Raw genomic sequence first — 20221 nt, 5'->3', positions numbered from 1 at the left:
CGCTGACGAACCACGCGCCCTCACTTCGTCCGCCGGCGCGGCGGCTCGCTGGCTTCCTCGATCAGCGTCGGCTCCGGCTCGAGGCACGTCGGGTCGTCGAAGCGCGGGTTGTTGACCCGCGTCGACACGGGGGTGTCGACCAGCATGTCGTCGGGCGCCGGGCCCAGCAGGTGCGCCAGGGCTGTCCTTTCGGCCATGTTCGCCGTGCGCGGCAGCGGGGCCAGCCAGCGGCCGAGCTGCCCGCGCGGCACGATCGCCGGCATGCGGTCGTGGTGGCGCCCGACCGTGTGATTGGCCCCGGTGGTGAGGATCGCGAGTGGCGCTTCACCTCGCCGGTCTGCTCGTCGCGCACGTCCGTGTAGATGCCGGCGAACACGATCAGGCGGCCGTTCGGCGTGTGGAACCAGTGCGGCCGGCGGTGCTCCTTCGGGCCTGACCACTCGTAGAATCCGTCGGCCAGCACCCCGCAGCGGCCGCGCGCGAACACCTCGCGCGAGCTCGGCGCCGTCGCGGCCGACTCCGCGCGCACGTTGATCTGCGCGCCCGGGCGGCCGCCCGCGAGGTGGAGGCCCCACACGCCGAGATCGAGGCGGCGGCCCTCCTCGGGCTCCTCGCACACGATCGCCATCGGCTGCGTCGGCGCGATGTTGTAGCGCGGGCGGTACTCGGCGCGCAGCTGCGGCGAGATCTCCGCCTGCACCACGCGCGCGAGCGCCTCGAGGTCGGGGGTCGTCAGCGTGTAGCGGCCGCACATGTCGTCAGTGTCGCGCGGGACCGCCCCTTCGGCCAGTCCCTCAGTTATCTTTCTCCGCGTGCCGGACAGGACCTCCGCCGCGCTCACGCGGCTCGGCCGGATCCTGAGCAGCGCCGGCGTGAGGCTGCTGCTCAGCGCCGCGATCATCTTCAGCCTGATCCCCGAGCCGTGGGTCAAGCAGTACGAGCCGTTACTGCTGGGCCTGTTCGCGCTCGAGTTCTCGCTGCGGCTCCTGCTGGCCGTGCGGCGCGAGACCGACGACGACCCGCGGCAGCGAGGTTGGCGCTGGCCGCGGCCCGGGGCGCTCGCGCTGCTGGCCCTCGACCTCGTCGCCCTCGTCAGCTTCTTGCCGATCGACCCGCGGGCCTCGCCGTGGATGCGGAGCCTCCGCCTGCTGCGGTTCGTCGTCTTGCTCGGCTACTGGGCCCCGCTGATGCGGGACCTGCGGACCGTCATGTTGCGGCGCGAGCGGGCGCGGCAGGTCGTCGTCATGGCGATGATCGTCGGCCTGCTGTCGTTCGCCGGCGCCCTGTTCCTGCAGCAGAGCGAATTCGACGACCGCGGCGTCGACTACGACGAGGACGGCCAAATCGACCGCGACGACCGCAACTTCTTCACCAAGCTGTGGTGGGCGTTCCGGCAGATCCAGGACCCCGGCAACATGATGACCGCGCCGACGGCCACGGGCGTCGTCATCGTCAGCCTGTGGCTGACCGTCGCCGGCCTGTTCCTCGTCAGCTTCCTTATCGGCCTCGGCAGCGACGTCGTGCGCGAGATGATGGAGCTGAGCCAGCTGAGGCCGCCGGGGCTGCACGGGCACACGGTGATCGTCAACATCACCGCCGCCACGCGGCAGCTGCTCGAGGAGCTGATGCGGTACTACCAGAAGCTCCTGCCGCAGGACGTGCGGCCGCTGTCGCGCTGGTGGTTCGCGCTGCTGCTCGACAATCTACGGCGGGCGCTGATGGGCCCGCGCTACGTCGTCGTCGGCACCAGCCCCGATCGGCCCGACTTCCTGCGCCGCAGCGAGCTGGCGCGGATCGTCTACCGCCACGGCAGCGCCAACGACGAGGCGTTCATGCACCGCGCCGACATCGCCCTGGCCCAGCGGGTCGTCCTGCTGGCCGACACCGCCGCCGCCGAGCCCGACGCCGAGACGATCCGCGCCTCGCTGGCGATCGTCGAGGGCCTGCGCGACCCGAGCCCCGCCGACCCCGAGGAGGGCGCCGTCACCGGGTCGAACATACAGGTCCAAAAGACCAGGTCCCGACGGACAGGCCGCGTCACCGACGGCCACCTCACCCACCAGCGCGGGCGCGGCAAGCTGCTCATCGCCGAGATCCTCGACGAGCGCAACGTCCCGGCCGCCTGGGCCGCGCTGGCCTCCGGCGGCGGCGAGCTGCGGGCCTTCATCGTCGTCGTCGATCGCATGATCGCCCTGTTCCTCGCCTGCGTCGGCCGCACCGCCGGGATAGGTCCGTTGCTCGCGGAGCTTTTGACCTGCACCGGCCACGAGATCTACACCTGCTTCTTCGACCTGCCCGAGCTCAGCTACAACTGCGAGACTCCGCCGCAGCTGCCCGCGGAGCCGCAGGCGGCGATGCAGCGATTGACGCAGCGGGCGCGGGTGTTGCCGCCGCGGCAGCGCCTGGTCCCGATCGGCCTCCTGTACGAGGAGGTCGACGAGCTCGGCATGCCCGACCTCGGGGTCGTGATCGGCGGCGACCCGCGGCCGCCCGGGGCCATCGCCCCCACCTGCAACGGCTTCATCGCCCTGGCCCCCAGCTTCGCCCACGTGCGCGAGTTCTCCGAGGCGCTGCGGCGCGAGCCCGAGGTGACCGCCTGGTCCGAAGACCAGAATGTCGCCGCACGGCAGGCCGCCGCCGGCGCGCCGGAGTTCGGCGTCGAGCCGCACCTGCCGCTGCGGAGGGTGCTCGTCTGCGGCTTCCGCCCGGTGACCATCGCCCTGTGCGAGGCGCTGATCCTGGCCGAGCCGGCCGCCGAGATCCTCGTGCTCGTGCCGACCGAGGCCGAGCGGCGGGCCGCGCTCGATCGCATCAATGTCCATCGGGACATGGTCCAGAGGCACCTGCTCCGCGGCTACCACGGCGCCCTGGCCCCGCGGCCGGACGGGGACTTCTCCCACCATTACGCGCCGCGCGACGGCGGCCCGCCGATCGGCCGGGTGCAGATCGTCGTCGGCGACACCACCTCGCCGCTGCAATTCGTCGAGCTGCCCGGCGGCTTCGGCCACGTCTCGCAATCTGACCTCGTCTACATCCTCTCGAGCGCGGGGCAGGACAGCGACGCCCGCGGCGCCCAGACCCTCATGACGCTCGACGCCCTGCTGACGCGCAGCGAGCCGGCCGCCCCGCACCTGCGGATCGTCGCCGAATTCGTCGACGCCGAGCTCGCGCATCGTCTGCGCCAGCGCTACGCCGCGCTCGGTGTGGCGCGGGTCCAGGTCTATAGCACCGAGAACCTGCGCGCCTACTTCCTGTTTCAGAGCGTCCTCATCCCCGGGTTCGCGCGCGTCTACGGCCAGTTGCTCGCGCCTTGGGGTCACAGCTTCGCGCGCCTCGTGCCGTCCGGCCGCGGGCGCGGGCGCTGCCCGTTTCAGGCGCTCTCGGTCCATATCGCCGAGGCTGGTCACGGCGTTCTGATCGGCGTCGAACTCGACCGCGAAGGCGGGGGCAGTGAGCTGCACCTCGGCGCCGGTGCGTCCGGTGAAGACGGCGTGGTCGACCTCGCACGGGTGCGTGGTCTATGGGTCGTGACGCTCGATCCGGCGGTGCACCCCGCGGACCGCCGCGCGGCCCGCTGACGATCCTTCGCGTGTGGGTCATCTGAGCCGTCCGGCGGCCGTTGTGCGTGCGCCCCGGCCGGCCTGCGTTAACATCGCCGTCGGTCCCGCTCTTATGCTCACCGCGACGACCGCATCGATCACCCACGACGATCCGTATCAGGCCGGCCGCGACCTCGCGGCCGATCGAACGACGCGCTCGGAGCCTCGCCCGACGTCGTCCTCCTATTCGCCGCCCCCACCTACGAACCGCACCGCCTGCTCGCCGGTCTCCACCGCCGCCTCACGCCGCGCGTGCAGCTCGTCGGCTGTACCAGCTTCGCCGAGATCGGCCACGAGGGGGCCGTCAGCGGCTCCGTGACCGCGCTGGGCGTGCGCACCCGCGACCTCGACGCGCACGCCCTCTACGCCACCCGCGCGAGCGGCGACAGCCTCTCCGTCGGGCGGGCGCTGGGCGAGCAGGCGCGCGAGCGGGAGGCCGCGCTGCTCTTGCTGCTCGCCGACGGCGTGCGCCTCGACAGCGCCGCCGTGTTGCGGGGCGCACAATCGGTGCTCGGCCCCGACTTCCCGATCATCGGCGGCCTCGCGGCCGACGACGCTCGCTTCGCGCACACGCGCGAGTTTTGCGGGCGTGACGTGTTTGCGGGCGCCGTCGTCGGCCTCGCGCTCGCGGGCCCGGTGCGCCACGCCACCGTCGCGCGCGGCGGCTGGGAGCCGATCGGAGCCACGCGCCGCTGCACCCGCGTCGAGCGCGACCGCCTCGTGCTCGAGCTCGACGGCCAGCCCGCGCTCAACCTCTATCGCGAGTACCTCGGCGCCCAGGATCGCGACCTCAAGACCGCGGGCATCGAGTTCCCGCTCGGCATCGTCGGCCTGCCGGGCCGGCCGTGGATCGGCGACGACGCGGCGGTGCAAGTCGTGCGGGCCGTGTGCGGCGTCGACGAGGTCCGCGGCGGCTTGCGGTGCACCCGCGAGATCCCCGAGGGCGCCGAGATCCGCATGCTCCGCGCCACCAAGGACGACCTGATCCACAGCGCCTCCGAGGCCGCGGCCGAGCTCGGCCGCGCCGCCGGGCGGCCGGATCGCGCTGGTGTTCGACTGCTTCTCGCGCAAGATGGTCCTCGGCGCCCGCTACAAGGAAGAGGTCGCCGCCGCCTACTCGCGCCTGCCGCCCGACCTCGTCCGCGTCGGCTTCTACACCTACGGCGAGCTGGCGCCGGTGGCCGGGCAGACCGAGCAGCACGACGCCACCTTCACCGCGGTCGTCATCGAGGGTTGAAGGCCATGATCGACTGCGACTGCGTGTTCGAACGGCCTGACCTGCCCGTCCTCGGCGACGACGAGCTGCTCGAGCACGTCGAGCGCTGCGGGACATGTCCCAAGTACATGCCGGCCCCGGCCGGGTCCTGCTGTCGCGCCTGCGGGACAGCGCCCGCAACCTGCGACGCGCCGCCAACCGGGCCCGCCAGGTCGAGCGCGAGCTGACCGAGCTGCGGGTCGACGTCGACCGCTCCGAGCAGCGGATCGCCAACCTCGAGCGGGTCCACAAGGTCAGCACGCGCGAGGTCCTGCAGAAGAACGCGCTGCTGGCGATGATCTCGAGCATCACGATCGCGGCCAACGAGGCCCACACCGAGACCGACGTCTACCGGATCTGCATGCACAAGGTCTGCGCGGCCTCGGGGTGGTCGCTCGCGCGCCTGACCCCCGCGATCGGCGGGAGCAGCCGCTGGCACGTCGCCGACCGCCTCGCCGTCGAGTTCATCGGCCTGCTCGTCGACGGCGAGCCGACCGCGCTCGGCCTCGACGCGCTGCGCCACGGCAAGCCGGTGTGGGCGCCCGACCTGCGGGCCCGCCTCGAGGCGCCGTGGATCGAGCGCGCCGCGGCGCTCGGCCTGCGCGGCGGCGCGGCCCTGCCGGTGGTCGTCGGCGGCCAGGTGATCGCCGTCGTCGAGTTCTTCGGCACCGCCGGCGAGGGCACCGCGACCGCGTTGATGCTGGCGATGGCGACCATCGGCGCCGAGATCGGCCGGGTGCTCGCCCGCCTGCGCGCCGACGAGGCGGTGGCCCACGCGCGCGACGCCGCCGAGGGCGCGAGCCGGGCCAAGAGCGCCTTCCTGGCCAGCATGAGCCACGAGCTGCGGACCCCGCTCAACGCGATCCTCGGCTACGCCGACCTCGTCGACGAGATCCTCGAGGAGGAGGGCGCCGACGACGTGCGCGGCGACATCGTCCGGATCCGCCAGGCCGGCGAGCACCTGCTCGGCCTCATCAACAACATCCTCGACCTGTCGAAGGTCGAGGCCGGCCGCATGCCCGTGCTCAACGAGCGCTTCGACCTCGGGGCGCTGATCCGCGACTCCGCCGATCTGCTGAAGCCGCTGATGGACCGGCGCAACAACGTCGCCTGCCTCGACCTCGCCGGCGACCTCGCCGACGTCGAGACCGACCCGACCCTGGTGCGCCAGATCCTGTTCAACCTGATCAGCAACGCCTCCAAGTTCACCCACGCCGGCACGATCACGATCGCGGCCGCGCGCCAGACCGACCCGAGCGGGACGTCGTGGTTCCACCTCGCGGTCGCCGACACCGGCGTCGGCATGACCGAGGAGCAATGCGCGCAGCTGTTCGAGCCCTACCGCCAGGTCGACCCCCACCTGGCCCGCCGCGCCGGCGGCACCGGCCTCGGCCTGACGCTGTGCCGCGGCCTGTGCACCCTCCTCGGCGGCACGATCGCCGTCTACAGCGCCCCGGGCCGCGGCTCCTGCTTCACCGTCCGCCTGCCGCTGCGCTGATCCGTGGCGGGCGCTCCAAGTCCTTCGGGACACATGCGAGGCGCCCGCGCCCGTCATCTCAGGGGTTGCACAACCCATCCGACTCGTCGGACTTGTCTTCACAATCGTCGTCGCCGTCACACACATACGTGTTCGGGATCGGCTCGCCCGAATTGCACATGAACGGCGGACCCACGTCGAGGCAGGCCTCCTCGGCCAGGACGGCCTCCGTGGAGAGCTTGTAGCAGACGTGATTGGCGTCGAGGAACGCCCCGAAGCACTCATTCTCCTGCGGCCCCAGATCGATCTGCTCGTCGCAAGTCAGCGGCGCGACACACGCGGTATAACCCTCGACCGCCTCGGCGAGGCACGCGACGTACTCCGCGTGAGCCGAACCCATCGCCTCGATCTGGCAGAAGCAATCGCTTTCCGAGCTGTCGCTGTTGGCGGTGACGCACGCCTCGATCTCGGCATACCGTCCGACCTCGACGGCGCACGCGCAGAAGCTCGCAATATCTGCCATGTCGGCCGCCGAGTACCGCTCGCAGGCGCTCGCAGGCGCTTCGCCGGTCGACGAGGACCCACCGGTCGTCGGCGTGTCCGTCGTGCTCTCCCCCCGGTCGGCCCCGTCGACGAGCTTGTCACGCCGCCCGTCGTCGACCCGCCCGAGCCTTCGGTGTCGCCCTTGTCGATCTCGGGACAACCGAGCAGCAGCACGCTCCCCACGCAGAGCCTCGCAATACGTCGATCATAGTGTTTCATCCCGCCAACCTATCACGACGGCAGGCTGCGCCCGACGGCGACCTGCTGTTCGGCGCCGTCGGCGATTTCATGCAGGCCTGGGAGCTCGCCAGCCTGACCGCCACCCCCGCTGTGGCGGACGCGGGGCTTCGCGCGCCTGGCCCGACGGCGCGCTCGTGACGTGCGAGGAGGGCGAGATCCACCGCTTCGCCTTTCAGTCAGGTCCCGCGCGAGCCGGCAGCCCTGCGCCCCTGGCTGCGAGCGCGCGCGGCCCGGCTCGCGGAGTGACGCGCCGCGCCGCAGGCCGGGCGCGGCAAGATGTCCCCAAGGACATCTTATCGCGGCCCCGTGCGGCCCCGACCCGGCGCGACGCGAGAGCGTCGCCGGCCCCGCGCCTCGGCGCGAGGTCGAGGACATGTCCGACGAGACACGTCTCGCCTCCGGATCCGCGGGCCCCGGCGCCTTTTCGATCTGCACGAATCGACATGTCCTCACGGACATGGCGAAACAGTCATGACGAAGGCTCGACCTCCGGGCGACCGAAACCGCGCGCGCCGCCCTCCCTGGAAGCGCGAGGCCGACGCGGTTACTCTGCCCGGGTGCGGATCGTGCAGATCGACAGCGAGCCGCTGCACGTGCTCGCGTACCTCGACGCCGCCCCGCGCGGGGGCAGCCAGACGCGCGAGCTCCCGCTGCTGCGCGCGCGTCGACGAGTTGCCGGCGCAGCTTGACGCCTTGCTCGTCACCTCCGACCTGCAGGGGCGGACCGCGCTGAACGAGGCCGGCGGCGCGCTGCGGCTGCTCGGCGAGGCCCTCGCCGAGGAGTACGCCACCCTGGCCGAGCTCGACTCCGTGCCCGACCCCGCCTTCACCGGCGTCGTCCTCGCGGGCGACCTCTACGCCGCCCCCGCCGCCGATCGCCTGGGCGCCACCGGCGATGTCCGCGACGTCTGGCGGGCCTTCGCCGCCCGCTTCCGCTGGGTCAGCGGCGTCGCCGGCAACCACGACCTGTTCGGCAAGCCGAGCGAGCAGGCCCGCTTCGTCCGCGAGCCCGGCGTCCACCTCCTCGACGGCCGCCAGGTCGAGCTCGACGACCTGCGGATCGCCGGCGTCGGCGGGATCTGCGGGCGCTCCGGCAAGCCCAACCGACGCCCGCCCGACGAGTTCGTGGCCGCCGTCCGCCGCCTCTTGCCCGCGCGGCCGCACCTGCTCGTCCTCCACGAGGGCCCCGACGCCGGCCCGCGCCGGTTCGGCAACCCCGACGTGCGCGACGCCGTCGACGGCCGCGGCGCCCTCGTGGTCTGCGGCCACTCCCACTGGCACGACCCCCTCGCCGAACTCCCCGGCGGCACCCAGGTGCTGAACGTCGACGCCCGCGCCGTCCTGCTCGAGCGCGTCGACCGCTGATCGGACATGCTCGCTAGGACATGGCCTCTCAGCCATGTCCTCCTGGACATGCTCCTCCGAGCATGCTCGAAAGAGCACCGCCGTCAATCGAGCATGCGCACCACGATCTTGCCCTTCGCGTGGCCGGACTCGAGGTGCGCGAACGCCTCGCCGATCTGCGCGAACGGGACGATGCGGTCGATCACCACCTCGATCGCGCCGTCGTCGATGCGGCGCGCCAGGTCGGCCAGGTCCGAGCCGCTCGGGTGCATGAACAGGTAGCGGTAGCGGACCTTGCGGCCGAGCCCGCGCAGGCGCGGCCCCAGGCTCGCCAGCCAGAACAGCGGCACGAGCCCGGGGCGGCCGAGGTCCTTGCGCGCGGTCGTCGGCTCCGGCGCCCCGGCGAGCGACACCACCAGCCCGCCGGGCTTCACCACCGCGAACGAGCGCGCCAGCGTGTCGCCGCCGACCAGGTCGAAGGCCCCGTCGTAGTCCTTCAGCGCCGTCTCGAACGCCTCCTTGGTGTAATCGACGATCACGTCGGCGCCGAGGCGGCGGACCAGCGCCTCGCCGCGCGGAGAGGCCGTGGTCGCCACGGTCGCGCCGAACCGCTTGGCCAGCTGCAGCGCGAACGTGCCGACCCCGCCGGCCCCGCCGGGGATGAACAGGCGCTGCCCGGCCCCGCGTGCAGCTCGTCGCGCAGCGCCTGCAGGGCGGTCAGCCCGGCGAGCGGCACCGCGGCCGCGGCGGTGAAGTCGAGCCGCGCCGGCATCTTCGCCACCAGCGACTCGGGCACGCACGCGTACTCGGCGAACGCCCCCAGCGCGTCCTTGTCGACCCGCGCGAACACGCGGTCGCCGGGCGCGAACTGCTTCGCCCCCGGCCCGCACGCCTCGACCACCCCGGCCAATTCGTTGCCCATCACGATCGGCAGCGGGTAGCGCCGGATGACCCGCAGCTTGCCCTCGCGGATCTTGAAGTCGACCGGGTTGAGGCCCGCCGCGTGGACGCGGATCCGCAGCTCGCCCGCCTTCGGCTCCGGCACCGGCACCTCGCGCAGCTCGGCCGCCGCGGGGCCGCCGTAGCGCGTCATCACGTAGGCTCGCATGGTCGTGGTCATGGCCGGCGAGTGTACGCACCCCGAGGCCGGACCGCGAGCCATGCCCGCAGCCCTCAGGTCGCCCGGAATTGTTGGGGCATGCCGTCCTCGACCGTGATCGTCACCACCACGTCGACGGGCCCGGCCGCGGCCACGTGGAGGATGAACGCCACCCCGCCCGAGTGCGGCGACACGTTCGACACCCACACGTCCGCGTCGCCGAGCGAGAAGATGAACTCCTGCAGCGCGTCGCCGTTGGGGCCGATCACGTAGCCCGCCCCGTGTTCGGTCGCCTCCGCGGCCGACACGTGGACGATCGAGAGCGGCGTGATCGGCGGATGGATGCCCCACTTGAAGTCCAGGCGCTTGCGCCCGATGAGGCCGTGCTCCTTGCCGTAGAAGACTCGAATCGACTTCGTCACGACGACTTCATGGCATGGGCCCCGGTCGCTGCCAGCGCCGCCCCCCGGTGTGCGCCCCGCCATGCGCGGTGGATCAACCCTCGCGGTCGGGAGCGCGCCGGATGTCGGCCTCGTCACTCGCCGCTCGCGCCCGTGGGCCCGCGTCGGCGTCCAGCTCGAGCGTGATCCCGAGGCCCGCGAGCGCGCCCGCCAAATCGGGCGGCAACGGGGCGACCACGCGGATCGGGGCGCCCGTGCGCGGGTGCGGCAGCGCCAGCGACCACGCGTGCAGCGCCAGCCGGTGCAGGTCGTGGCGCTCGCGGAACAGCCGGTTGTGCTCGCCCTTGCCGTAGCGCACGTCGCCGATCAAGGGGCAGCTGATGTGCTTGAGGTGGCGCCGGATCTGGTGCAGCCGTCCCGTCAGCGGCCGGGCCTCCACCAGCGCGTAGCGGCCGGCGCGGGCCAGAGTCGTCACCTCCGTCACCGCCGGCACGCGCGGCCCGTCCTCGGCGCGGGGGATCGGGTGATCGATCGTCACCGCCGCGGGCGGGTTGCCGCGCACCAGCGCCAGGTAGCGCTTCTCGACCTGTCCCGAGGTCCAGACCTCCTGCAGCGCCCGCGCCCCCGCCGAGTGGAGGGCGAACGCCAGCGCGCCGCTGGCCCCGCGATCGAGGCGGTGGACCGGGTACACGTAGGCGCCCACGGCCTCGCGCGCGAGGTCGAGGAGCGCCACCTCGTCGTCGGCCCAGCCGCGGTGGACCACCAGCCCCGCCGGCTTGGCGACGATCAGCAGGTCCTCGTCGCGGTGGAGGATGAATCCCTGCTGCCCCGAAAGCAATGTCTCTTGCGACATGTCCGAAGTACCCGATCGCTCGGTCGTCATCCGCCTGTCGCCGCCCCGCCCCCGCGCAGCTCGGCCGCGGCCGCGCGCTCGCGCTCGAACGCGGCGCCGGCCGCCTGCAGATCGGCCTGGGCCTGGCCGGCCAGCGTCGCCGCGTCCGCCTCGCCGCGGGCCGCGTGGATCTTCGCCAGCGCCAGGCGGGCCCGCCCGCGCGCCAGCGGGGCCGGCAGCAGCGGCAGCGCCTGCGTCAACAGTGGTTCGGCCAGCTCGGGGTAGCCGCGGGCCAGCAGCACCCGCCCGCGCAGCGCCTGCACCGCGGCGGCCTGCGCCGGCGTGGCCCCCAGGCGCGGGCGAGGCAGCGTCGCCTCGGCCGCCTCGGCGTCGCCGGCCAGCAGCAGCACCTCGGCCAGCTCGGCGCGCGCCAGGTCGGTGTCGGGGTGGTCGGCCCCGCGGTCCTGCTCGCGCAGCGCCAGCGCCTGCCGCAGCTCGACCAGCGCCTCCTCGAAGCGGCCCTGCCAGGCCAGCGCCGCGCCGATGCCCGCGCGCACGTCGGCGATCGCCGCCGCGTCGGCGCGCTCGCCCCCCGTCAGCAGGGCCAGCGCCCGCTGCGACAGCTGGCCCGCGTCGGCCCACTGGGCCTGGCGCGCCAGCGTCTTGGCCAGGTTGTCGAGCGTCGGCGCCAGCTTGACGTGGCGCGGCCCGTACAGCGTCTCCTCGGTCGCCAGCGCTCGCCGCAGCAGCCCCGCCGCGCGCTCGAGCTCGCCGACCTCGGTCAGCACGATCGCCAGGTTGCTGCGGCCGATCGCCACCTCCGGGTGGTCCTTGCCGAACCGCGCCTCGCGGATCGCCAGCGAGCCCTCGAGGTGCTCGGCCGCCGCCGCCAGGTCGCCGCGCAGGAACTCGACCCGGCTCATGTTGCCGAGCACCAGCGCGACCTTCGGGTTGTCGGCCACGTCCTCGGCCTCGTAGATCGCCAGCGCGCGCCGGTAGTCGGCGGCGGCCTCGTCGTGGCGGCCCTCGGCGGCGCGGACCACCGCGCGGTTGTTGTAGAAGGCCGCCGCGATCCGCGGCCGATCGGCCGCGCGCTGCAGCAGGGCCGCGGCGCTGCGCTCCCACAGCGCCGCCCGGCCCGGGTCGCGGCGGTGGTAGCCGTCGATCACCAGCAGGGCGCTGGCGGCCTCGGCGGCGACCTCGGTCGCACCTGTCCCGAGGGCCATAAAATAAGCGTCGCCGAGCGTCGTCGCGGCCCGCTCGTAGTCGGCCAGCGAGCGCTGGAGGTTGCCGATCCGCAGCAGCGCCTCGGCCACCAGCGCCGCGTCGCCGAGCTCGCGCGCGGCCGCCAGCACCACCTCGGCGCGCGCCAGCGCCGGCTTGTAGCGGCCGACCTCGTTGGCGGTCTTGATCTCGGCCAGCCAGCGGCGGACCTCCTCGCCGCGCATCGTCCGGTGGACGTCGGTGTCGCGCAGCCACGCCGGCAGACCGGCGACGTCGACGCAGGCCGCCACCGGCTCGAGCTGGCCCTCCGCCTTCACCGCGTGGCGCGCCGCCGAGTCTGGCTCTTCGGCCAGGGCCGTCAGCATCGCCGCGATCTCGCGCGCCTGTCCGCTGAGACAGGTCATGCGCCCGACCAGCGCCGGCTGCTCCTCCGGCGCCGCCGACTCGTAGGCCTCGCAGGCGGCCAGGTACAGCTCGCCCCAGCGGTCGGCGCGGGCCGTCATCGCCGCCGCCAGCGTCTGCCAGGCCTCGTCGGCGTACGGCGCCCCGACGCCGGTTATCGCCGCGCGCAGCGGCCCCTGGCGCTCGGCCCACAGGCGCGCGACCCGGTCCGCGTGGCCCTCGCACTCGCCGTGCGTCTCGCGCCACAGCGAGAACCCCAGGCCGCCCACGATCGCCAGCAGCAGCACCAGCGCCGCGGCCACCAGTCGCCGCCGCCGCAGCCGCGGCGCCTCGGTGATCGCGCGCAGCAGCGCGTCCATCGACTCGTGGCGGTGGCTCGGCACCGCCGCCAGGCCGCGGGCCAGCGCCGCGCGCAGGAACTTCGGCACCTTCGCGGGCTTCGGCGGCCGGCGCAGCTCGCAGGCCATGACCGCCTGGAACCGCTGCGCCGGGTCGCCGTCGGGGAACGGCCGCACCCCGAACAGCGCCTCGTAGAACGCCACGCAGAAGCTGAACTGGTCCGAGCGGGCGTCGCACGGCAGCCCGAGGTGCTGCTCCGGCGCCATGTAGGGCGGCGTCCCGGCGATCATCGACGTCTGCGGCCCCGGGGCGCCCGTGTGCAAGATCCGGGCGATCAGCGACGACGGCGGCCCGATCCCCGCCGCGCGCGCCAGACCGAAGTCGAGCACGCGCACGCGCCCGTGCACGTCGATCATCGCGTTCTCCGGCTTGAAGTCGCGGTGGACCAACTCGGCGCGGTGGGCCGCCGCCAGCCCGCGTCCCGCCTGCACGAACGCCGCGGTCACCTCCTGCCACGGGCGCGGCCCGCCGCGCGCCATCCACTTGCGCAGCGTCTCGCCCTCGATGAACTCCATCGCCACGAACACTTCGTCGGCGAGCACCCCGACCTCGTGGACCGCCACCACGTTCGGGTGGTCGAGGCGGGCCAGCGCCTGCGCCTCGCGCAGCAGCTGGGTGGCCCCGTCGCCGCCGTCGTCGGACGCGCGCAGCAGCTTGATGGCGATCTTGCGCCCGAGGTGGCGGTCCTCGGCCTTGTAGACCACCCCCATCCCGCCGGCGCCGAGCCGCGCCTCGATGGCGAAGCGGCCGATCCGCGCCGGCATGACTGGCTCTTTGGGCATGTCCTTGCGAACATGTCCCTTGCGACTGAGCGCGGCGGCGGCGGCTGCGTCGATTCGTCCTGCTGCAGCCCGAGGCGCAGGGTCGGCGCCGATGCGCCCAGGGCCTCGTCGGACCGCTCGTCGCCCGAGCCGCTCACGGCCTCGCACTATAACCCGTCGCCGCGGCCGCAGCGCGCCTCAATCGCCCGGACGCGCGTCCTCGCCGGCGTCCGCGGGCGCAGCGGCACAGGCCGCCGGCGGCACGAAGCGCTGCCACACCCGCTGTCCGGGTCGCGTCTCCGAGCGGAACAGGATCCGCCCCATCTTGTCCTGCTGGTAGCGGACGCACAGGCCGCTCGCGGGCGGGCTGCGGAACAGCGCGGTCGCCTCGCTGCGTGTCAGCGCCGACAGGTCGTGGACCTCCGTCCTACACGTCTCGCACCGGCGCACCTTCGCGTCGCCGGCGAACGCGTGCCAGTCCTCGTCGCAGGCGAACTCGAGGCGGAGGCTGCGGACCGGCGGCATCGCGCGCTCCTAGCGGATCTCGACCTTCGCGCCCAGCTTCGAGCGCGCGCCGCAGCGCGTGCACCTCGCCGTGGACCCCGCGCATGACCACGCTCGGGGTCTGGTCGGCCATCACCATCACCTCGGCCAGGCTGAGCCTCGGCACCGCCTCGCGCAGCGCCTTCATCGTCTGCACCCGGTGCGGCCCGGCCCACAGCAGCACGACCTCGAACTCGGGCACGCTCCCCTCGATCGGGTCGTAGGGCGCCGCGCCCATGAACACGTACTCCGGCTCGGAGTAGACCGGCTCCATCCCCCAGCGGTCCTCGAGCTCGAGGATCAGCTCCTGCAGCTCGGCGGGGCCGAGCCGGCTGAGCCAGGCGATCACATCCTCGCGCACGACCGCCACGACGACCCTCCCCGCGCTAGCCGCCGAACATCATGTAGGCGATCACGACCAGCGCCAGCCCGCCGACCGTCACCGCCGCGATCGTGCCCGCCGACATCCGCGGCGGCCAGTCGGGCAGCGTCTCGTCGTCGAGCGGCAGCGGCTGGCTCGGCAGCGAGCGCGACGACATGACCTCGGGCGCCGGCGGCTCGCTGTGCGACGCCACCACCTCGTGCACCTCGAGCGCCGAGAACACCTCGGACACCGCCGTCTCGCCGAGCGCGTCCGACTCCTCGGCGATCGCCGCGAACGCCTTGACCAGCGACACGTTGCCACGCTTGGGCGGCTGCGTCACGGGCCGCTCGCGCTTGACCGGCGGCGACTCGTCGAGCTCGACCGCGTCGGCCGCCAGCTCTTCGATCGTGTCGACCTCGTCGACCTCCTCGATCTCGGCGATCCCGAGCGACGAGTCGACCGGCCGCGGCGGCACGGGCTGGAGCGGCGTGTTGATCGGCCGCAGCGTCTCCTCCATCACCGACGCGCTGGCGGCCAGCAACGTGGCGGTGCGGCCGTCGACGCCCGACGGCTGCGGCTCGCGCCGGGCCACGGCCGCGGACAGGGCGGCGCGGAACTCCGCCGCGGTGCGGAACCGGTGCTCGCGGTTCCACGTGATCGCGGTGCGGATGACCATGCGGATCGACTCCGGCACGCTCAGCTCGCCGATCAGCCGGTCGGTGTTGCGGATGACGTCCATCGTCAGGTCGCGCTCGTAGAACAGGAACGCCAGCGTCATCCCGAGGCCGTACACGTCGGCGCGGGCGTCGGCCTCGCTGGCCCGCTCCATCATCTCGGGCGCGGCGTAGATGACCGTCCCGAGCCCGCCCGCGGTGCCGCCGGTGGTGTCCTCGGCGCGTACCAGATCGAAGTCGGTGAGGTACGGCGAGAAGTCGTCGGCGACGAGGATGTTGCTCGGCTTCACGTCGCGGTGGAAGATCCCGCGCTCGTGGGCGAACGCCAGCGCGTCGGCCACCGCCAGCAGGATCTGCAGCCGCTTGCTGACCGACAGCCGCCCGCTCATCACCGCGTCGCGCAGGTTGCCGCCCTGGACGAACTGCATGGCGAAGTACTCGTACTCGCCGTCGCTGGCCGAGGGCTCGATGATACGGACGATGTTGGGGTGCTCGAGCTGCGCCATGATGCGCGCGCCGCGGAAGAAGCGCTCGCGTCGCTCGGCGTTGTGCACGTGCTGCGCGTGCAGCACCTTGAGCGCCACCTCGGTGTCGGTCGTCTGATCGAGCGCGCGCCACACCGTGGCGAAGCCGCCGGCGCCGAGCTGCTCGAGCACCATGAAGCGCTCGTCGAGCACGTCGCCGCGGTGCAGCGGCCGGCCCATCCGCAGCGACCGGCGCAGCGTCTTGATCTCCTCGTGAATCTCGCGCGTGTCCTCGCCGAGCGCCTCGAGCCGGGCCTTGCGGGCGCGCGCGGCCTCGATGCGCTGCTCGAGGTCGCGGATGTTGTCGAGGCGGGTGTCGCCGACCGGCACGCCGATCTTGGTGCCGCCGCGCGGCGGGGCCGTCTGCGGCAGGCCGAGGCTGACCACCAGCTGCTCGCAGATCTGCTCGAGCACGCGGTCGGCGTCGGTCGCCGACAGGCGGTCGAGCGGCTGCGACGGGTCGCCGAGCGTGCGGAAGTCGAGCAGGTCGGTGCCCTCGTAGGGCGTCTCGCTGACCATCAGCCACAGCACCGGCAGGCCGCGCTCCTGGGCCATCACCACCAGCGAGTACAGCTCGCCGCCGGGCGCCAGCTCCTCGGCGAGGAAGCGCGGCGAGATCAGCAGGATCACCGCCCTGGCGCGCGCGAACGCCTCGGCCAGCACGTCGATGCGAGACGCCCGCGACGACGAGTCGCCGGCGTTCCAGATCCCGAGCCCCGCGGTGTCGCGGTGCGACCGCAGGTGCTCGCGCAGGTGGTCGAACCACCGCCGGTCGCCGCGGCCGTGGGCGATGATCACGTGGTCGCCCGGCGGCGCCACCTGCCGCGGCGCGCTGACGTCGGCGCGGCGGCCCCCCGACGTCTCGGAGTCGGCCGGCACCTGGGCCGCCACCTCCATCACCGTCAGCAGGCCGGAGCGCTCGGTCCGGCCGAACGAGTTGTCGGGCGACACCGAGGCGTACGCGCCCTCGAACGGCTCGAGCGCGGCGCGCAGCTCGAGGCACGAGGCGAACCGCTGCTCGCGATCCTTGCTCAGGCACCGCTCGATGACCGCCGCCAGCTCGGCCGACAGGCCCGGCGCGCGCTCGGCGATCGGCACGTGCGGGAAGTGCAGGATCGCGGTCAGCACCGACGGCACGTCGGGCCCCGTGAACACCGGCGCGCCCGCCAGCGCCCGGTACAAGATGGCGCCGATCGCCCAGATGTCGGTGCGCGGGTCGACGAACGCGGCGCCGCGGGCCTGCTCGGGCGACATGTACTCGGGCGTGCCCATGAACAGGTCGGCGGCGGTGCGCGACTTGCTGCCGCCGGAGGCGGCCGAGAACTTGGAGATGCCGAAGTCGAGCAGCTTGACCATCACGCGGTCGTCGCCGGCCTCGTGCAGGTAGATGTTCTCCGGCTTGATGTCGCGGTGGACGATGCCGGCGCGGTGGACCGCCTCGAGCCCGACCAGCGCCTGGCGCATCAAGTGCACCGCGAGGTCGGGCTGCAGCTTGCCCTCCTCGAGGATCAGCGACTCGAGCGAGCGCCCCGACAGCCGCTCGAGCACGATGTACGGCCCGTGCGCGCTGCTCTTGACGAGGTCGAGGACGTCGCAGACGTGCGGGTTGTGGACGCGCCCGGCCGCGGTCGCCTCCCAGAAGAAGCGCGCGAGCACGGCCGGGTCGCTGACGACCTCGGCGCGCAGCGACTTGATCGCGACTTCCTTCTGCGTGTCGATGTTGCGGGCGTCCCACACCAGGCCGAAGCTGCCCTCGCCGAGCAGGCGCTTGAGCCGGTACTTCTGGTCGAGCAGCACCGCCTCGCCCGAGATCGGGCAGACCTCGACGTCCTCGGCGTGCAGCTCGGCGCAGTACGGGCACTGCAGCGAGTCGCGCGCTTGCTGGAACATCAGCGTCACGACGTGGAGCCCTCGCGTGTTCGAGCGGCGCCGAACGCCTGCACTGCGTTGCCGGGGCGGGTGGCCCCCACACGCAGCGGACGCCCGGGTGAGCTCGGCAGCATCGCCGCGGATTGTATACCAAGGCGTGCGGCCCCGGGCGCGGCGTCAGGCGCCGCGAGCGCGACACGGACGACTGCCCCGGCGATAACCCGACGCCGCGAGATCCTGCCGATCGCAGACCGGGCGAACTCCGCCCCCTCCGCCGCATTTCTCCACGGGCGCGGCTCCGAGCACCCATGCGCGCACACGATCCCACCCGGGAAGGCCCCCCATAGGGTCGTAGCGGCCTCACCGCGTGGACCGGAGGCCCCGGCGCCAGACCCCGACTGCGGCCAATGGGACCACCCGCATTGCACATTGTCGCCGCGAATGTGCACTCCGCGAAATGGTATGACCGCGCCGCGGAGCGCGCGAGAGCTAGCGCTCTTGGCCGGCGCAGTCGGTTTGCTCCGGCGATCTGCGCCAGCTCGGCCAGCGCCGCCACCGCGACCTTGAGCTGGGTGCGGCGGTCGGGCCCGCGCGCCTCGGGCACCGTCGCGACCACGCGGTCGCCCTGCAGCTTGAACTTGCCGTGGGTCGTGGCGCCGAGGCGGCCGGCTGTCTCTCCGGACAGGGGCGTGTCGGGCCCGAGGCGGACCGCCAGGCGCGTGCCCTTCAGCTCGACCGCGAGCGCCCCGAGTCGGCGCCCGTAGGTCTTGCAGATCATCACCAGCCCGAGGTGCTCCGCCTCGAGCGGCGCCTCGCCGTAGCGGTCGATGATCTCGGCCATCACATCCTCGACCGCGTCGCGGTCGCGGGCCGCCGACAGCCGGCGGTACAGGTCGAGGCGTTGCCCGACGTCGCGCACGTAAGCCTCCGGCAGGTAGGCCGGGCTGTCGAACGCGATCTCCGGGTCGGTCTCCCGCAGGATCGGCTCGCCGCGCAGCTCGGCCACCGCCTCCTGCAGGATCCGGGCGTACGCGTCGAAGCCGATCGCCTGGATCTGCCCGCTCTGGCGCGCCCCCAGCAGCTCGCCGGCGCCGCGGATCTCGAGGTCGTGGACCGCCACCCCGAAGCCCGAGCCGAGCTCCGCGTGGCGCTGGATCGCCTCGAGCCGCCGGCGCGCCTCGGGCGCCAGCCGCTCGAGCGCCTGCACCATCAGGTAGCAGTGCGCCCGCTGCTTGCTGCGGCCGACGCGGCCGCGCAGCTGGTACAGCTGGGCCAGGCCGAACTGGTCGGCGTGGGCGATGAACATCGTGTTGGCGCGCGGGATGTCGAGCCCGCTCTCGATGATCGTCGTCGACACCAGCACGTCGGCGCGGTGCTCGACGAACTCGAGCATCGTCCGCTCGAGCATCTCCTCCGGCATCTGGCCGTGGGCGACCAGCACGCGGGCGTGCGGCACGAGCTCGCGGATCCGGACCGCGTGCTCCTCGATGCCGAGGATCTTCGGCACCACGTAGAACACCTGCCCGCCGCGGGCCAGCTCGCGGGTGATGCCCTCCTCGATCACCGCGTCGCCGATCCGGACGATCGCCGTGCGCACGGCCAGGCGGTCGACCGGCGGCGTGCGGATCATGCTGATCTCGCGCAGGCCGAGCAGCGACATGTGGAGCGTCCGCGGGATCGGCGTGGCCGACATCGTCAGCACGTCGACCTGGGCCTTGAACTTCTTGAACCGCTCCTTCTGCGCCACCCCGAACCGCTGCTCCTCGTCGATGACGAGCAGGCCGAGGTCCTTGAAGCGGACGTCCTTGCCGAGCAGGCGGTGGGTGCCGACGACGACGTCGACCTCGCCGGCGGCGATGCCCTCGATCACGCGCTTCTGCTGGCGGTCGCTGCTGAAGCGGTTCAGCACCTCGACGCGCAGGTCGAACGGCGCCAGGCGCTCGCGGAAGGTGATGCCGTGCTGCTGCACGAGCACCGTCGTCGGCGCCAGGACTGCGACCTGGCGGCCGTTCTGGGCCACGCGGAAGGCCGCCCGCAGCGCGACCTCGGTCTTGCCGAAGCCGACGTCGCCGCAGATCAGGCGGTCCATCGGGCGGGCGCGGCCGAGGTCGCCCTGGACCGCGTCGATCGCCGTCTCCTGGTCGGGCGTCTCCTGGAACGGGAAGCTGTCGGCGAACGACTGGTCGTACTCGTCGGGCCCCGGGTACGAGGTGCCGGGCGTCGACTCGCGCTGGGCGTAGATCTGCAGCAGCTCCTCGGCCATCTGCCGCACCTCGGTCTTGACCTTGTTGGCCTTGACCAGGAAGGTGCTGCCGCCCATCTTGTCGAGCTTCGGCGGCTTGCCCTCGGCCGCGACGTAGCGCTCGATCTCCGACAGGCGGTAGACCGGCAGGTACAGCTTGTCGCCGCCCGCGTACTCGAGCTGCACGTAGTCGCCGGGCGCCCCGCCGAGCTGCAGCTGCACGAGCCCGGCGTAGCGGCCGACGCCGTGCTGCAGGTGCACCACGTAGTCGCCGACCCCGAGCTGCGACAGGCTCGACAGGCCGGTGCGCCGGCGCGACTGGGCCCGCCGGGTCGACTTGCCGAACAGGTCGAGCTCCGACAGCACCAGGAGGCGCGCGGCCGCGTAGTCGAAGCCCTCGCTGAGCTCGCCCGTGGCCACGTACAGCCG

At 73.2% G+C, this 20221-nt stretch carries 13 protein-coding genes and 4 pseudogenes; 6 read left to right on the top strand and 11 right to left on the bottom strand.

Going from position 1 to position 20221, the window contains the following annotated elements; translation table 11 throughout:
• Positions 1-20 precede the first annotated feature (20 nt).
• Both OV079_RS57290 and OV079_RS57285 read right to left on the bottom strand, forming a co-directional pair.
• Positions 21-263, bottom strand: a complete 243-nt coding sequence (locus OV079_RS57290) for an SOS response-associated peptidase family protein (protein WP_267766526.1) — start codon at positions 261-263, stop codon at positions 21-23.
• 83 nt (positions 264-346) lie between these two features.
• Positions 347-754, bottom strand: a pseudogene (locus tag OV079_RS57285) (SOS response-associated peptidase); the annotation flags it as partial.
• Between the two features lie 58 nt (positions 755-812).
• Between OV079_RS57285 and OV079_RS04880 the strand changes: the two are divergent.
• The 4 genes and pseudogenes from OV079_RS04880 to OV079_RS04865 all read left to right on the top strand — a co-directional run bounded on the left by OV079_RS04880 (position 813) and on the right by OV079_RS04865 (position 6352).
• Positions 813-3578, top strand: a complete 2766-nt coding sequence (locus OV079_RS04880; RefSeq protein ID WP_267766525.1) for a hypothetical protein — start codon at positions 813-815, stop codon at positions 3576-3578.
• A 114-nt stretch (positions 3579-3692) separates the two neighbouring features.
• Positions 3693-4559, top strand: a pseudogene (locus OV079_RS57280) (FIST signal transduction protein); the annotation flags it as partial.
• An 88-nt stretch (positions 4560-4647) separates the two neighbouring features.
• Positions 4648-4836 (top strand): FIST C-terminal domain-containing protein, encoded by a 189-nt coding sequence (locus OV079_RS04870; protein WP_267766523.1) that lies wholly within the window; start codon positions 4648-4650, stop codon positions 4834-4836.
• A 94-nt stretch (positions 4837-4930) separates the two neighbouring features.
• The gene (locus tag OV079_RS04865; RefSeq protein WP_267766522.1) at positions 4931-6352 is read left to right on the top strand and encodes a sensor histidine kinase; all 1422 of its coding nucleotides are present in this window, start codon (positions 4931-4933) and stop codon (positions 6350-6352) included.
• A gap of 58 nt (positions 6353-6410) precedes the next feature.
• On the opposite strand, the gene OV079_RS04860 is transcribed toward OV079_RS04865, so the two are convergent.
• Positions 6411-6854 (bottom strand): low-density lipoprotein receptor class A repeat-containing protein, encoded by a 444-nt coding sequence (locus tag OV079_RS04860; RefSeq protein ID WP_267766521.1) that lies wholly within the window; start codon positions 6852-6854, stop codon positions 6411-6413.
• 817 nt (positions 6855-7671) lie between these two features.
• Here OV079_RS04860 and OV079_RS04855 point away from each other — a divergent pair.
• Positions 7672-7803, top strand: a complete 132-nt coding sequence (locus OV079_RS04855) for a hypothetical protein (protein WP_267766520.1) — start codon at positions 7672-7674, stop codon at positions 7801-7803.
• 4 nt (positions 7804-7807) lie between these two features.
• Positions 7808-8479 (top strand): metallophosphoesterase family protein, encoded by a 672-nt coding sequence (locus OV079_RS04850; protein WP_267766517.1) that lies wholly within the window; start codon positions 7808-7810, stop codon positions 8477-8479.
• 83 nt (positions 8480-8562) lie between these two features.
• Here OV079_RS04850 and OV079_RS57275 read toward each other — a convergent pair.
• From OV079_RS57275 to mfd, 8 genes and pseudogenes are all read right to left on the bottom strand, one after another.
• Positions 8563-9566: pseudogene (locus OV079_RS57275) on the bottom strand (NADP-dependent oxidoreductase).
• A gap of 65 nt (positions 9567-9631) precedes the next feature.
• Entirely contained in the window at positions 9632-9979 is a 348-nt protein-coding gene (locus OV079_RS04835) for a hypothetical protein (protein WP_267766514.1), read from the bottom strand.
• Positions 9980-10052: 73 nt separating this feature from the next.
• Positions 10053-10811 (bottom strand): RluA family pseudouridine synthase, encoded by a 759-nt coding sequence (locus tag OV079_RS04830; protein ID WP_267766513.1) that lies wholly within the window; start codon positions 10809-10811, stop codon positions 10053-10055.
• Between the two features lie 26 nt (positions 10812-10837).
• A complete protein-coding gene (locus OV079_RS04825; protein ID WP_267766512.1) occupies positions 10838-13597 on the bottom strand; it encodes a serine/threonine-protein kinase in 2760 nt (919 codons plus the stop codon).
• A 177-nt stretch (positions 13598-13774) separates the two neighbouring features.
• Positions 13775-14026 (bottom strand): hypothetical protein, encoded by a 252-nt coding sequence (locus tag OV079_RS04820; RefSeq protein ID WP_267766511.1) that lies wholly within the window; start codon positions 14024-14026, stop codon positions 13775-13777.
• Positions 14004-14489 carry a hypothetical protein gene (locus OV079_RS04815; protein WP_267766510.1) on the bottom strand — a complete coding sequence of 162 codons (486 nt, stop codon included), beginning with the start codon at positions 14487-14489 and terminating at the stop codon, positions 14004-14006. Before OV079_RS04815 ends, OV079_RS04820 begins: the two co-directional genes overlap by 23 nt.
• Positions 14490-14505: 16 nt before the next feature.
• A complete protein-coding gene (locus OV079_RS04810; RefSeq protein WP_267766509.1) occupies positions 14506-17571 on the bottom strand; it encodes a serine/threonine-protein kinase in 3066 nt (1021 codons plus the stop codon).
• A gap of 718 nt (positions 17572-18289) precedes the next feature.
• Positions 18290-20212: pseudogene (mfd, locus tag OV079_RS57270) on the bottom strand (transcription-repair coupling factor); the annotation flags it as partial.
• Positions 20213-20221: the final 9 nt, after the last annotated feature.

Source organism: Nannocystis pusilla, assembly GCF_026626665.1.
GTDB classification, from domain to species: domain Bacteria; phylum Myxococcota_A; class Polyangia; order Nannocystales; family Nannocystaceae; genus Nannocystis; species Nannocystis pusilla.
This window is presented reverse-complemented; position numbering and strand designations above follow the sequence as displayed.